Consider the following 14869-nt stretch of genomic DNA (forward strand, 5'->3'; position numbering starts at 1 on the left):
CACTCCCTAACGTGTCACTCGGCCTCTGGTCGTAGCCCCCAGGCCAAGCCAGCTTAGGCCCCTGGCGGCCGGCCCGGGGCCACGAGCTGCCAAGGCTTCTCGCGCGCCTGGCTCGCGTTTGGCGAACGACAGCAGCATGCCGAGCGCGGCGAGCGTGGGCAGCAGCGATGAGCCGCCGTACGAGACCAGCGGCAGGGGGATGCCGGTGATCGGCAGCACGCCGAGCACGGCGCCCATGTTGACGGTCGCCTGCCCGACGATCCAGGCCACCATGGCGGCGGCGGTGAGCCTGGTGAAGGCGTCGTTGACCCGGACGGCGACCCGCAGCCCCGCGTAGCCGAGCAGCCCGAACAGCGCCACCACCAGCAGCGTGCCCATCAGTCCGAGCTCCTCGCCGAGGATGGCGAAGATGAAGTCGCTCTCGCCGTGCGGCAGCCAGCTCCACTTCTGCCGGCTCGCGCCGAGTCCGAGCCCGAACCAGCCGCCCGAGCCCATCGCGATCTGCCCCTGCACGGCCTGGTATCCGGCGTTCTGCGCGTCGGCCCACGGGTTGAGATAGGCCCCGATGCGCTTCATCCGGTACGGCTCCACCTTGATCATGATGATCGCGGCGAGCACCGCAAGCGACATGAGGCCGCCGAACAGCTTCACCGGCGCCCCCACCACCCACAGCAGCGCGAGGAAGATCATGAAGAGCACCAGCGTGGTGCCCAGGTCGCGCCCGAGCATGACCATGACGGCCAGGATCGCGGTGCCGGGCATGAGCGGGATCAGCATCTGCCGCCACTCGATGCGGCCCTGCCGCGCCCTCCTGGCCAGCAGGTCGGCGCCCCACAGCACGAGCCCGAGCTTGGCCGGCTCGGACGGCTGGAGGGTGAACGGGCCGACGTAGATCCACCGCTGCGCGCCCAGCTCGGACGAGCCGATGAACAGCACCATGACCAGCGCCAGAATCGACAGCGCCATCATGGGATAGCCCGCCCACCGGAAGAACTTGACCGGCAGCCGCGAGCAGGCCCACATCAGCGGCAGGCCCACGGCGGCCGACATCGACTGCTTGAAGAACCACGAGAACGGGCTGCCGGTCTTCTGCAGCGCCTCGACGCTGGAGGCCGACAGCACCATCATCAGGCCGAGCGCGAGCAGCAGCGCGCTGCACATGATGATCAGGTAGTACGTGGTCAGCGGCTTGTCGAGCAGTTCCTTCAGCGCGCCGAGCTGCTCGCGCATCCAGCCGCCCGGCCCCTCGTCGGCGCGCGGCTCCTCAGCGCTCCCGCTCACGTCGCAGCCTCAGCTCACGTACGGCGTGCGCGAAGGCCTCCCCCCGCGCCGGATAGTTGGCGAACATGTCAAGGGAGGCCCCCGCCGGGGAGAGCAGCACGGTGTCCCCGGGCGAGGCCAGCCGGGCGGCTTCGGTGACGACTCTTTCCATCGCACCAGTGTCCCGATCGGCGATGTCCACGACGGGGACATTCGGCGCGTGTCGCGCGATGGCTTCCGCGATCGCCGCGCGATCGGCGCCCAGCAGCACCGCGCCGCGCAGCCTGGGGGCCGCCTGGCGCACCAGGTCGTCGACGTCGGCGCCCTTGAGCAGCCCCCCCGCCACCCACACGATCGACGGGTACGAGGCCAGCGCCGCGGCGGCGGCATGCGGGTTGGTCGCCTTGGAGTCGTCGATGTAGTCGACCTCGCCGATCCGGTCGACATGGGCGAGCCGATGGGGGTCGGGCACGAAGTCCCGCAGTCCCTGGCGTACCGCCTCGGAAGGGACGCCGAGCGAACGGGCCAGGGCGGCGGCTGCCAGGGCGTTGGCGACGTTGTGCGGCGCGAAGGGGCGCACGTCCTCCAGCGTCGCCAGCTCCTCGGCCGCCTCCACGGGGTCGGCCACGAACGCCCGGTCGACCAGCAGGTCCTCCACCACGCCGAGCTCACCCCGTCTGGGCACCCGCAGCGTGAACCCGACCGCTCCCGGATAGGGCGCGGCCAGCCTGGTCGCCTCGGGATCGTCGGCGTTGTAGATCACGGTCTTGGCCCGCTCGTAGATGCGGCCCTTGGCGGCGGCGTACTCCTCCATGGAGCCGTGCCAGTCGAGGTGGTCGGGGGCCACGTTGAGGATGGCCGCGGCGTGCGGGGCCAGCGTGCTCGACCAGTGGAGCTGGAAGCTGGACAGCTCGACGGCCAGCACGTCGTACGGTTCGGCGACGGCCCGCACCACGGGGACGCCCACGTTCCCGACAGCCAGGGCCTTGCGGCCGGCGGCGAGCAGGATCGAGGTGAGCATGCGCACGGCGGTGGTCTTGCCGTTGGTGCCGGTCAGCGCGAGCCACGGCGCCGCCTGCGCGGGCCGCAGCCGCCAGGCCAGCTCGACCTCGCCCACCACCTCGACGCCCGCGCCGAGCGCGGCGGCGATCAGCGGGTGGTGCGGCGCCCAGCCGGTGGTGACCAGCCGCGTCGCCCCTTGCGGCACCTCCATCGCCCCGAAGCGGGTCTCCACCCCCACCGCGGCGAGCTCGGCGGCCGCGGCGAGCTGCCGCTCGCCCTCCGTCGCCTCCACGACCACGACCCGCTCGCCGCGCTCGGCCAGGACCCTGGCCACGGCGGTGCCGGAGACGCCGAGCCCGGCCACGCACGTCACGCTCATGGCCTCGGCATCCACTCGACGTAGAACAGCCCGAGGCCGAGCGCCGAGCAGAGCATCGCGATCAGCCAGAACCTGACCACGATCGTGGTCTCCGCCCAGCCCTTCAGCTCGAAGTGGTGCTGCAGCGGCGCCATCCGGAACACCCGTTTCCCGGTCATCTTGAAGGACCCGACCTGGATGATCACTGACAGCGTGATGATCACGCACAGGCCGGCGAGGATGATCAGCAGGAGCTGGGTACGGGTGGCGATGGCCAGCCCGGCCAGCACGCCGCCCAGCGCCAGCGAGCCGGTGTCACCCATGAAGATGCGCGCGGGCGGGGCGTTCCACCACAAGAACCCGATCAAGGACCCCAGCACGGCCGCGGCCACCACGGCCAGGTCGAGGGGGTCTCGCACCCAGTAGCAGTTGGGGCCGAGCTGGTCGATGCAGTTGTTGCGGAGCTGCCAGTTGCCGATCAGCACGTACGCGGCGAGCACGACGCCGGTCGCGCCGCTGGCCAGGCCGTCGAGACCGTCGGTGAGGTTCACCGCGTTGGAGAACCCGACGATCATGAAGAGCACCCAGATGGTGAAGCCGACGATGCCGATCGACGGGCCGATGTCCCGGAGGAACGACACGCGGGTCTCGGCGGGGGTGATGCCGTAGACGTTCGGCTGGCGCACCACCAGGAACGCGAAGACCGCGCCGATGACCAGCTGGCCGAGCGCCTTGGCGCCGCTGCGGAGGCCGAGGCTGCGCTGCTTGTAGATCTTGATGAAGTCGTCCAGGAACCCGACCGCGCCGAGCCCTGTCATCAGGAACAGCACCAGCATGCCCGACACGGTGGGCGCGGCGAAGGTGGCCAGGTGGGAGGCGCCGTAGGCGAGCAGCGCGGCCAGCACGAACACGATGCCGCCCATCGTGGGGGTGCCCCGCTTGCCGAGGTGGGCCTGCACGCCCTCCTCGCGGATCTCCTGGCCGTAGCCGCGCCGCGAGAACAGCCTGATCGCCAGCGGGGTGCCCAGCATCGAGAGGATCAGGCCCACCGCACCGGCGATGATGATCTCGGTCACTGGGCGGCACCTCCGAGCAGCAGCTCGGCCGTCCGTTCCAGTCCCATGGCTCTCGGTCCCTTCACCAGCACAGCGTCTCCCGGACGCAACCATCCGCCCAGCTCGGCGGCGGCCGCCTCGGCATCGGGCACATGCACAATTCGCATCGCCTGCGCAGGATACGCGGCCCCGGCCCCCGCCTGTCCCCCGCTGGGAGGTCCACCGGCCGCAGGCGCATGCCACCCTTGCGGAGCGCCACCGGCCTCCGGCCCCTGCCACCCTTGCTGGGCGGCGGCTTCGTTCCCCTGCCACGCGAGCTGAGGCCCGCCCTGCCCGGCACCGGCTCCGTGCCACTCCTGCGGCGCGCTGCCGCCATCGGGCGCCTGCCACCCCTGTGGCGCGCCCTGGTGGGGGCCGGGGGGCGGCGGCCCGGCGGGGCCCGGAGGCCCTCCGGAGGCGTACGGTCCGGAAGCGTGCGGTCCCGGCACCTGCGGTCCCGAGGCGGACGGTCCCGACGCGTGCGGTCCGGAAGCGGGCGGGAGTCCGGCCGCGGCGTTGGCCGCCGCCTGCGCGTCCAGGGACGCCTGGGCCGCGGCCTGGGCCTCCGCCGCGGCCGCGCGTGCGCCCTCCAGTACGGGCCCCGCGTCAGGACCCGCCACGATCAGCCCCGCGAGCCCGGAGCCGCCGGCCAGCCGGCCCAGCTCGGCGTTGAGCGCGGGCCCGTCCTCGCCCAGCTCCCGCAGCGCCGCGATGACGGCGAAGCGCCGCCGCCCCCGCCCCAGCACCTCGAACGCCTCGAAGGCGGCCCGCATCGAGTCCGGATTGGCGTTGTAGGCGTCGTTGAGGACCGTGACCCCGTCGGCCCGGTCCGTGACCTCCATCCGCCACCGGCTGCGCGGCGTGGCCTCCGACAGCTCCGCGGCGATGGTGGCCACCGGCAGGCCCAGCTCGTAACCGGCCGCCGCGGCGGCCAGGGCGTTCTCGACCGCGTGCGCCCCGTACAGCTTGAGCGACACGGGCGCGGCCCCCGAGGGGGTGCGCAGCGTGAACGAGGCCCGCCCCCGGGCGTCGACCGAGACGTTCTCGGCCCGGATGGAGGCGGACTCGGCGCGTCCGAAGTACGTGACGCGCGCGTCCGTGCGCGAGGCCATGGCCCGCACCAACGGGTCGTCGGCGTTCAGCACGGCCACGCCGGTGCGCGGCAGCGACTCCACCAGCTCGCCCTTGGCCTTGGCGATGGCCTCCTTGCCGCCGAACACGCCGAGGTGCGCGGTGCCGACGTTGAGCACCACGCCGATCTGCGGCGGCGCGATGCGGGTGAGCTCCTTGATGTGGCCGATGTTGCGCGCGGCCAGCTCCAGCACCATGAAGCGGGTGTCGAGGTCGGCCCGCAGCACGGTCAGCGGATGGCCGAGCTCGTTGTTGAAGCTGCCGACGGGGGCGATGGTGGGCCCCACCCGGGCGGTGAGCTTGGCCAGGAGGTCCTTGGTCGTGGTCTTCCCCGCCGAGCCGGTCACGCCGATCACCGTGACCTTGGGCAGCGACGCCACCTGGGCGGCGGCCAGCTCGGCCAGCGCGGCGGCGGCGTCGGGCACGATCACCGAGGGAACGTCGACCGGCCTGGTGGCCAGCACGGCGACGGCTCCGGCCCTGATCGCCTGCGCGGCGTAGTCGTGGCCGTCGACCCGCGCGCCCCTGAAGGCGACGAACAGCGATCCCGGTTCGACGGCCCGCGAGTCGATCACGACGGGCCCGCGCACCACCGCGCGGGGATCGGCCATGCCCGACAGGGCGCCCGAGGTTATCTCGGCGATCCTGGCCAGAGGCAACGGGATCATCAGTGCTTCCTGCTTTCCGTGCTTTCCTTGCGTGCGGCGATCGACTCGGCGACCACCTCGCGGTCGTCGAAGGGGATCACTTCGCCTGAAACGTACTGGCCCTGCTCGTGACCCTTGCCGGCCACGACGATCACGTCGCCGCGCCCGGCCCGGGCGATCGCCAGGTCGATGGCGGCCGCACGGTCGGGCTCAATGATCACATGAGCGCGGTCGTGCTGCGGAACGCGGAGCGCTCCCTCCATCATCGTCGCGAGGATGGCGAGCGGATCCTCCGAGCGCGGATTGTCGCTCGTGAAGATGGCCACATCCGCCAGGCGAGCGGCGAGTTCGCCCATGATAGGCCGTTTGCCCATGTCGCGGTCGCCGCCGCAGCCGAGCACGATCGTCAGCGTGCCCGCCGTGACGGACCGCAGCGAGCGCAGCACCGACTCCACGGCGCCGGGCTTGTGTGAGTAGTCCACGACGGCCTGGAACTCGTCGTCCGCGGCCGTGATCCGCTGCATGCGCCCGGGAACGCCGGTGAGCGTCCCGACGCCGTGCACGGCGGCCTGCAGCGGCACTCCGGCCTCGACGAGGGTGACGATGGCGCCGAGCGCGTTGGCGACGTTGAACGGGCCCGGCAGCGCGATCTGCGCGTCCGCCTCGACCCCGCCGGGACCCACCACCCGGAACGCGCTGCCGTCCGCGCCCAGCCTGGCGTCCAGCGCCCGCCACTCGGCCTCCGGGTCGCCCAGCGCCGAGAACGTGGTCATCGGCACCTTGGCCAGGTCGAGCAGCTCCCGCCCGTAGCGGTCGTCGATGTTGGTCACGCCGACCCGGCTCAGCTCCGGCTGGAACAGCCGCACCTTGGTCGCGAAGTAGTCCTCGAAGTCCTTGTGGAAGTCGAGGTGGTCCTGGGAGAGGTTGGTGAACAGGGCGACGTCGTAGTAGATCCCGTCGACCCTGCCGAGCGCGAGCGCGTGGCTGGAGACCTCCATGACGGCCGCGCTGACGCCCTCCTCGCGCATCAGGGCGAACAGGCCGTGCAGCTCCGACGCCTCCGGCGTGGTGAGCGTGGGCTGGAAGCGCACGCCGCCCGCGTGGATCTCGACGCCGCCCACCAGGCCCGCCGTGTGGCCGGCGGCCCGCAGGCCCGCCTCGATCATGAACGTGGTGGTGGACTTGCCGCTGGTGCCGGTGACGCCGAGGATCTGGATGTCGTGGGCCGGCTGCCCGTACACCCAGGAGGAGATCTGCCCGAGCAGGGCACGCGGGTCGGGCACGACCAGCACGGGCAGCCCGGTGGCGACGGCCGCCGCGCGGCCGTCGCGGTCGGTGAGCACGGCCACGGCCCCCTTCGCCATCGCGTCGGCGGCGAAGTCGGCGCCGTGGGCCTGGTTGCCGGGCAGGGCCACGTAGAGATCTCCGCGCCTGATGTTGCGGGAGTCGATGGTGACGCCGGTCAGGGCGGCATGAGGCGACCGGGACGAGCCTGAGTCGGCATCGAGCATGGTCGCGAGCCCGGTCAGCGGACGGGGCGGGCTGGTCGTGGGACGCATAGACGACGGGGGACGCACGGCGAGAGCGTACCTTCCCTGCTCACTGTCCCGCGCGCGTCCGCACTGGCGGCGCGGTGGAGCCTGTGGGAGGAATCTTCTTGCTCTTGATGGCGAACGTCATCACATCCTTGAACACGGGGGCCGCCAGCTGCCCGCCGAAGTGGCCGTTCTTCGGGTTCTGCAGCACCGACAGCACGACCAGCCGGGGCTGGTCGGCGGGCGCGAACCCGACGAACGAGGCCGTGTAGCCCTTGTAACGGCCGAGCTCCGCATCGTAGCGGTTGGCCGTGCCCGTCTTGCCCGCCACCCGGTAACCGGGGATGGCGGCGAGCAGTCCCGTGCCCTCCGCGCTCACCGCAGCCTCCAGCATCGTCGTGATCTCCTTGGCCGTCGTCGCGCTCACCACCCTGGTCTGCTTACCTGGGGGAGCGGGAACGAACCTGCCGGACGCGTCCGTCGCACCGGCGACGATCTGCGGCTCGACCTTGACGCCGCCGTTGGCGATGGTCTGGTAGACGCTGGCCATCTGCAGCGCGGTCACCGACACGCCCTGCCCGTAGGCGACGGTGCAGTGCTGGCTGCCCGACCAGTTCTTGTAGTCGGGCAGCAGGCCCGCCTCCGCGCTCGGCACGCCGCCGCCGGGCGTCGTGCCGAACCCGAACGCCTTCAGCATCCGGTAGAGGCGCTCGCTGCCGACCTTGCGCGCGGCCATGATCGTGGCCACGTTGCTGGACTCGGCCACCGCCTGGCGGAAGGTCAACGTCTCGACCTTGTGCGCGTGCGCGTCGCGCAGCACCTGGTCGGCGCACCTGATCCGGTCGGGGACCCGGAACACCGTGCCGGGCGTCACCTCGCCGGCCTCGATCGCGGCGGCCGCCGTGATCACCTTGTTGGTGCTGCCCGGCTCGAACACGTCGGCGGCGGCCTTGTTGATGTAGGCGGAGGCGGGGGCCTTGCGCCAGTTGTTCAGGTCGAGCTCGGGGGCGTTGGCCATGGCGACGATCTGGGCGGTCCGCACGTCCATGACGATCACGGTGCCGCTGTCGGCGCCGGCCTTCTTGACCTGCTCGGCGATGGACTCCTGGGCGGCCCACTGGATGTCGCGGTCGATGGTCAGCCGCACGTCCTGCCCGTTCACGGGGGCGGTGTGCTGGCTGCTGGTCATCGGGATGCGCAGGCCGTCGCGGCCCGTCTCGACGCGCTGCTCGCCGTCGCGCCCGGCCAGCAGTTTGTTCTTGGCCTGCTCCATGCCGCCGAGGCCGTCGCCCTCGTCGCCGACGAACCCGATCAGGCTGCCCGCCAGGTCGCCCGCCGGATAGAGCCTGCGGTACGTCTTCTTCGCCGACAGCGCGGGCACGCGGGCCTGCAGCAGGCGGCTGGCCACGACGGGGTCGACGTCCGTGGCCAGGCGCTGGTAGCGGGTGTTCGTCCTGGCCAGCTTCGCGGCGATCTCCTGCTCGCTCTTCCCGAGCTGCTGCGCCAGGAGCTTGGTCACCTCCGCGCGCTTGTCGGGGAGCACCTTGGAGGGGTCGATCGACAGCTCGCGGGCCTCGACGGTGACGGCCAGCCCGTGGCCGTCGAGGTCGGTGATCGAGCCGCGTTTGGCGGGGATCTCCTCGGTGTGCGTGCGCTGGCCCACCGCCGCGGCCTCGTACACCTTGGAGTCGAGACCCTGCATCTGGATCAGCCGCCCGGCGAAGATCGACAGGATGAACGTCATGCCGATCAGGCCGATGTTGATGCGCCTGCGCGGGTTGCCCAGCCGCAGCACGAGCGGCGGCCTGGGCGGTCGCGGCGGCGGCCGGCGCGGCCCTCTGGGGGGCGGCACGTCCCCGCCGCGGCGCACGGCTCCCGGCTCCCGGCCGCGCGCCGGCTCCGGCCTGGCCTGCGGCCTGGGGCCGCCCGCCTGGGTACGCCGCGCCCCTTCGTCTCTGCCCCTGCTCCGGAGGTCGTCCTCCGGCCTGCCGCGCACCCGCTCGTCGCGCCCCTGGTCGCGCCCTCGGAGCCGATCGGCGTCATCGCGTCCTTGGGGAGCACGCCCCCTGGGACGATCGCCCTCATCACGTCCCTGCCCGGCCCGTCCCCTCGGGCGGCCGTCCTCGTCACCGCCGCGCAGGTTACGGCTTCTCGGGCGGTCCTCCTCGCCGCCACCGCGCCCGTTGCGGCTGCGCGGCCGCTCGTCCTCGTCGCCGCGCACGTTGCGGCTACGCGGCCGGTCGTCCTCGTCGTGCGGGCGCCTGCGGGTGCCGCGGTCGGCCTCGCCGCGCGAGCGGGCGCGGGGCACCTCGCCACGGGAACGGCCCGCCGCGCCACCCTGCCGGCCACGGTCCTGGCCTCCTTGGCGCGCGCCACCGGAGCCGCCGGAACGGGAGCGACCGGAACGGCCCTGATCACCCCGGTCGGCGGCGCCCCGCGGCGAACGGCCCGAACGGCCCTGATCGGCGCGGTCGGCGTCGTCCCGCGGCGAACGGCCGGAACGCCCTTGATCGGCGCGGTCGGCGTCGTCCCTGGGAGAGCGGCCGCGCGCGTCGTCGCCGGAGTCGCGCGGCGAACGCCCGCGGGGCTCGTCGTCGCGGCCGAAGGGCAGATCGAGAGGGTCCTGCGGGCGCTTGCGCGGCTGGCGCGGCGGGTTCTCCGGCGACGCCGGGCGCCCCGACCCCTCAGAACGGGCCCCGTCAGAACGGGCCGAACCCCCTTGGCGCCCTCCCCGTCCCGGGCCGCCGGGCGTACGACGAGCGGCGCCTGGCCCTCCTTGAGAGCCGGCGCCGCCAGCACCGCGGCCGGGGCCCTGCCCCCTGCCGCCTGAATCCCTCACCGTTCCGTGTCCGCCTGGCCGGCCGGGTCGTCATCGCCGGTCCAGCTGTCGACCTTGTCCCAGTCCTTCTGCCAGCCCTGGTTCTCGGCCATCTCGGCGATGACGTTGGGCTGGTTTCTGAGCTGGTAGCGCTGCTCGATCTGCTCCTTCTCCTGGCGCGCCACCGCGATCTGGTCGCGCAGGTTGGCGTCGGTGATGGCGTCCTTGGCGAGCATGGTGTTGAGCAGCAGCAGGCTCACCAGGCCACCGCAGAGCAGCCCGACGACGAGCAGCACGAACGGCGCGCGCTGCCGCCGGGCGGGGCGCCGTCGCAGCGCCGGCCGCCTGACCTGCGCGTCCGGCTGGCCGGGCCGGGTGCCCGCGGCGGGACGCGCCCGCTCAGTGGCCGGCCGCTTCGCGCCGAGGTCCGTGCGCGCGCGGGTCGAGGCATCCGTCCGTACGCTCGCGCCGTCCGTACGTGCCCGCTCGGCGCCGGACCGCTTGCCGTCGAGGTCGAGGCGCGCCCGCTCGGCGGCCGACAGCTTGGTCTCGTCAGGACGGGGCCGCGGCTTGGACTGGTGCGGCGCCCCGAGCCGGCGCGCGCCCGTCTTGGGACCCGGCTTGGGCCCCGGCGCGGGCACTGCGCGGCGGACGGGCGCACCCCGGCCGGTCTCCTGCTCAGTCGTCAACACGGATCCTCTCTGCCGCCCGTAGCCGGGCCGAGGCCGCCCGCGGGTTGCGGGCGAGCTCTTCTTCGCTTGGGAGCTCGGCTCCCCTCGTCAGCAGGCGGAACCTCGGCTGGTGAGCCGGCAACGGGACGGGCAGCCCGGGGGGGCTGGTGTCCCTGGTTCGCGCCGTGAGGGCCTGCTTGGTGAGCCGGTCCTCCAGTGAGTGGTAGGAGAGCACGACGACTCGCCCACCCAGCGCCAGCGCGTCGAGTGCCGCCGGGAGCGCCGCCTCCAGGGCGGAAAGCTCGGCGTTCACCTCAATGCGCAGCGCCTGGAAAGTCCTCTTGGCAGGGTTTCCCCCGGTGCGCCGGGTCGCGGCGGGAATCGCCTCGCGCACGATGTCCGCAAGCCGCTTGGTCGAGGTTATTGCCTCTTTAGCCCGTTCCTTAATGATCAGAGCCGCGACACGCGGAGCGAATCGTTCCTCGCCGTAGTCACGCAGGATGCGGGTCAGCTCCGCCGCGGAGTAGGTGTTGACCACCCTCTCCGCCGTCAGCTCCTGCTCGGTGTCCATCCGCATGTCGAGCGGCGCGTCGTAGGAATAGGCGAACCCGCGCTCCGCCTCGTCGAGCTGCGGCGAGGAGACCCCCAGGTCGAACAGCACTCCGTTGACCGTGGTGCGCCCCGCGCGGGCGAGCACCTCGGCCAGGTCGCCGGAGGAGGCGTGGACCAGGGTGATCCTGTCTGCGTACGGGCTCAGCCTGCGAGTCGAGTGGTCGATCGCGAAAGGGTCGCGGTCGATCCCGATCAGGTGCAGCTCCGGAAATGTGGCGAGCAGGGCCTCCGAGTGGCCACCGAGACCGAGGTTGGCGTCGACGACGACCGGTGACGCGCCGGACAGCGCGGGGCCGAGCAGCTCCAGAACGCGCTCGAGCATCACCGGAACGTGACCACCTGTGCCAGCGTTGTCCTGCATCTCCAACCCCCCTCTCGCGTCCATGCTCACGGATGACGCGTATAGATCGATCGCCGATCATTCCAGAGTCCCCACCCGGTGCCGTCCGGCCAGGTCCCCATCCGCACCCTCTTCGTGGACGCCTGCCATCTGACACCGGGGAAGGTGCATCAGCTGACAAGCAGTGGTTGCGGGTGGAGACCTCGCCGAACGACAGCATCGACGGATCGACCGTGGCTCCTACAAGATCCCTGGCAGCACCTCCTCCGACAGATCGGCGAACGCCTGCTCCTGTGCGCTGAGATAGGTGTCCCAGGCCTGCGCGTCCCAGATCTCCAGCCGGGTGTTGGCCCCGATGACCACGCAGTCACGCTCCAAACCCGCGTACTGACGCAGGCTCTGCGGGATCGTGATGCGCCCCTGCTTGTCCGGTTTCTCATCGGACGCGCTGGCGAAGAAGACGCGGCTGTAGTCACGCACCGCCTTGGCGGTGACCGGGGCGGTGCTGAGAGCCTCGGTAATGCGCTGGAACTCCTCCACGGGAAAGACGTAGAGGCATCGCTCCTGGCCTTTGGTGATCACAAGACCCTCCGCCAGCTCCTCACGGTACTTAGCCGGCAGGAACAGCCGTCCCTTGTCGTCCAGACGCGGTTGATGGGTGCCGAGGAACACCGGCCCCACCTCCCGTGCCTCGTGAAGCGCTCAGCGCTGGTGCACCGGGCCCTCCACTGCGCACCACCATACTCCACTTCTCCCCACCGTCAACTGATTCGAGCTGTCTTCATCATTACTTTCCGTTGCGTTACCGCAGGTCAGAGCGATGGAGCGGGGTGGAGGGCGGCGAGCGGGCGGTCAACCCTCATGGGCGTGTCGAGGGTTCAAAAGCGCGCCGAAATAGGGGCTCGGCCCCTTCGCGAAGCCCTGGGTGGGGGAAAGTGGAGGGCCCGGCGGGGTGTCGTGTCACGGGATTCGCACCGCTATGCGACGAGAACGGGAACATCACCAAGGTTCCCTGGAATATCCACAAATGTCGCTCGAGAACCCACAGCGTCGTAGGGTCGTACACACAATGGAAAAGGAATGGCATGGCTCCCGCAATGGCAGTACGGGACAGCCGTCGCACTTCTCTCATGGAGGCCTGGTGGCAGTTACCCATGATGTCCCTCCCCAGCTCGACGAGCTGGTCTCCACGGCTCACCGGATCCGCAGTGCGATCGAGTCGGTGATCGAGGGCAAGAGCGACGCCGTCCGCCTCACGCTCACCGTCCTGCTCGCGGAGGGTCACCTCCTGATCGAGGACGTGCCAGGGGTCGGCAAGACCATGCTGGCCAAGGCGCTCGCCCGCTCCATCGACTGCCCGGTGCGCCGCGTGCAGTTCACCCCGGACCTGCTGCCCAGCGACATCACCGGGGTCAGCGCGTACAACCAGCAGACCAGGGAGTTCGAGTTCAAGCCCGGCCCGGTGTTCGCGAACATCGTGGTGGGCGACGAGATCAACCGTGCCTCCCCCAAGACGCAGTCCGCGTTGCTTGAGTGCATGGAGGAGCACCAGGTGACGGTGGACGGGGTGACGTACGAGCTGGACTCGCCCTTCATGGTGATCGCCACGCAGAACCCCATTGAGATGGAGGGCACCTATCCCCTTCCCGAGGCGCAGCGCGACCGCTTCACCGCCCGCGTCGCGATGGGCTACCCCGAGCCGCACGCCGAGCTGGAGATGCTCGACGTGCACGGCGGCACCTCGCCGCTGGACAAGCTGGAGCCGGTGGCGACGACGGCCGAGGTGCGCGCCCTGATCGAGGCCGTACGCGGCGTGTACGTCTCCCAGGCGGTCAAGAAGTACGCCATCGACCTCGTCGTGGCCACCCGCCACTCCCCCGACCTGCGGCTGGGCGCCTCACCCCGGTCCACGCTGCAGCTGGTGCGGGCCGCCAGGGCGCACGCCGCGCTCGCCGGTCGCGACTACGTCATCCCCGACGACCTGCAGGACCTGGCCATCCCGGTGCTCGCGCACCGGCTGCTGCCCAGCGTCGAGGCCCAGGGACAGCGCCGCCTGCCCGAGCAGGTGGTGACCGATCTCATCAGGCGCGTGCCGGTGCCGGAGACGCGAGCGTCGTGAGAGCCGGACTGCGGGCTCTGACCTCGAGGGGCAGGTCGTTCCTCGCCTCCGGCATCGCGGCGCTGCTGATGGCGGTCATCCTGGGCGAGAACGACCTGTTCAGGATCGGGGTGCTGGTGACGGCGCTGCCGCTGCTCGCGGCGATGGTGGTGGCGCGCACGCGCTACCGGCTGAGCTGTGCCAGGCGCCTCGACCCGTCCAGGGCGGAGGTGGGCGGTGAGGCCACCGTGACCCTGCGGCTGGAGAACGTCACCAGGCTGCCGACCGGCCTGCTGCTCATCGAGGACACCGTTCCTTACGCGCTGGGCGTGCGGCCCCGGTTCGTGCTGGACCGGGTCGAGTCCAGGGGCGTGCGGGAGATCGACTACCGGGTACGCTCCGACCTGCGCGGCCGTTACATGATCGGCCCGCTGTCGGTGCGCATCGCCGACCCGTTCGGGCTGGTCGAGCTGACCCGTTCGTTCACGATCAGCGACACGCTGGTGGTGACGCCGCACGTCGCGGCGCTCCCCCACGTACGACTGTCGGGCGAGTGGACGGGCGGCGGCGACAGCCGTACCAGGAGTGTGGCGGCGGCCGGCGACGACGACGTGGCGCCGCGCGAATACCGGCAGGGCGACGACCTGCGGCGGGTGCACTGGCGCTCGACGGCCCGCCACGGCGAGCTGATGGTGCGCCGCGAGGAGCAGCAGTGGCAGAGCCGCGGCGCGCTCCTGCTGGACACCCGCAGGTACGCGCACCGCGGTGAGGGCCCGCGCTCGTCGTTCGAGGTGGCGGTCTCGGCCGCGGCCTCGATCGGCGTGCACCTCGCCCGCGAGGGCCTCGGTCTGCGGCTGGTGACCGACCAGGGCGCCGAACACCTGACTGACACCGGCCTGAGCTGGTCGCTGCTCGACACCCTGGCCGTGATCCGGCACAGTCCGGCCCGCTCGCTGGAGATGGGCGTGTCGGCCCTGCGCCAGGGCGGCGGCGACGGGCTGATCGTGGCCGTGCTCGGCGATCTCGATCCGGAGGAGGCAAGGGAGCTGGCCAGGCTGAGGCACAGCGGCATCACCGGGGTGGCGGTCCTGCTCGACGTGAGCACGTGGGACGGCGGCGACCGGACGGCCGCGGAGAACCACCAGGCCGTTCAGACGGTCCTGGCCGGGTACGGCTGGCGCATCGTGCGGCTGCCCGCGGGCACCTCGATCGCTTCCGTCTGGCAGGACGCCGCCAACCGCGGCCGGTACGCGCTCAACCCGGCGGGAGGCGCGGCATGAGTACGACCGCTGCGGCAGGAGGT

The 14869-nt window shown here is 71.9% G+C and carries 10 protein-coding genes and 1 pseudogene; 2 read left to right on the top strand and 9 right to left on the bottom strand.

Going from position 1 to position 14869, the window contains the following annotated elements; translation table 11 throughout:
• Nucleotides 1-6: 6 nt before the first annotated feature.
• The 9 genes and pseudogenes from ftsW to mraZ all read right to left on the bottom strand — a co-directional run bounded on the left by ftsW (nt 7) and on the right by mraZ (nt 12140).
• Nucleotides 7-1281 carry a putative lipid II flippase FtsW gene (ftsW, locus tag ABN273_RS07855; protein ID WP_502910968.1) on the bottom strand — a complete coding sequence of 425 codons (1275 nt, stop codon included), beginning with the start codon at nt 1279-1281 and terminating at the stop codon, nt 7-9.
• Nucleotides 1265-2641 (bottom strand): UDP-N-acetylmuramoyl-L-alanine--D-glutamate ligase, encoded by a 1377-nt coding sequence (gene murD / locus ABN273_RS07860; RefSeq protein ID WP_349447976.1) that lies wholly within the window; start codon nt 2639-2641, stop codon nt 1265-1267. The genes ftsW and murD overlap by 17 nt, the downstream gene beginning before the upstream one ends.
• The gene (gene mraY / locus ABN273_RS07865) at nt 2638-3696 is read right to left on the bottom strand and encodes a phospho-N-acetylmuramoyl-pentapeptide-transferase (RefSeq protein ID WP_349447977.1); all 1059 of its coding nucleotides are present in this window, start codon (nt 3694-3696) and stop codon (nt 2638-2640) included. The genes murD and mraY overlap by 4 nt, the downstream gene beginning before the upstream one ends.
• 473 nt (nt 3697-4169) lie before the next feature.
• Nucleotides 4170-5513 (bottom strand): annotated as a pseudogene (locus ABN273_RS07870) (UDP-N-acetylmuramoyl-tripeptide--D-alanyl-D-alanine ligase); the annotation flags it as partial.
• Nucleotides 5513-7051 (bottom strand): UDP-N-acetylmuramoyl-L-alanyl-D-glutamate--2,6-diaminopimelate ligase, encoded by a 1539-nt coding sequence (locus ABN273_RS07875; protein ID WP_349447979.1) that lies wholly within the window; start codon nt 7049-7051, stop codon nt 5513-5515. The pseudogene ABN273_RS07870 and the gene ABN273_RS07875, both read right to left, overlap by 1 nt.
• 40 nt (nt 7052-7091) lie before the next feature.
• The gene (locus ABN273_RS07880; RefSeq protein WP_502910982.1) at nt 7092-8822 is read right to left on the bottom strand and encodes a peptidoglycan D,D-transpeptidase FtsI family protein; all 1731 of its coding nucleotides are present in this window, start codon (nt 8820-8822) and stop codon (nt 7092-7094) included.
• Between the two features lie 1040 nt (nt 8823-9862).
• Complete coding sequence (locus ABN273_RS07885; protein ID WP_349447981.1) at nt 9863-10534, bottom strand: hypothetical protein; 672 nt, start codon at nt 10532-10534, stop codon at nt 9863-9865.
• Nucleotides 10524-11513: a 16S rRNA (cytosine(1402)-N(4))-methyltransferase RsmH gene (gene rsmH / locus ABN273_RS07890; RefSeq protein ID WP_349447982.1), complete on the bottom strand. Its 990-nt coding sequence runs from the start codon at nt 11511-11513 to the stop codon at nt 10524-10526. Before rsmH ends, ABN273_RS07885 begins: the two co-directional genes overlap by 11 nt.
• 195 nt (nt 11514-11708) lie before the next feature.
• On the bottom strand, nt 11709-12140 hold the full coding sequence (mraZ, locus tag ABN273_RS07895) for a division/cell wall cluster transcriptional repressor MraZ (RefSeq protein ID WP_090930667.1): 432 nt from the start codon (nt 12138-12140) through the stop codon (nt 11709-11711).
• A gap of 397 nt (nt 12141-12537) precedes the next feature.
• Here mraZ and ABN273_RS07900 point away from each other — a divergent pair, with 397 nt between their 5' ends.
• A complete protein-coding gene (locus ABN273_RS07900; protein WP_502910969.1) occupies nt 12538-13587 on the top strand; it encodes an AAA family ATPase in 1050 nt (349 codons plus the stop codon).
• Complete coding sequence (locus ABN273_RS07905; protein WP_349447984.1) at nt 13584-14846, top strand: DUF58 domain-containing protein; 1263 nt, start codon at nt 13584-13586, stop codon at nt 14844-14846. The genes ABN273_RS07900 and ABN273_RS07905 overlap by 4 nt, the downstream gene beginning before the upstream one ends.
• The last annotated feature ends 23 nt before the right edge of the window (nt 14847-14869 follow it).

It is taken from the genome of Nonomuraea sp. B19D2 (genome assembly GCF_040137845.1).
Classification (GTDB): domain Bacteria; phylum Actinomycetota; class Actinomycetes; order Streptosporangiales; family Streptosporangiaceae; genus Nonomuraea.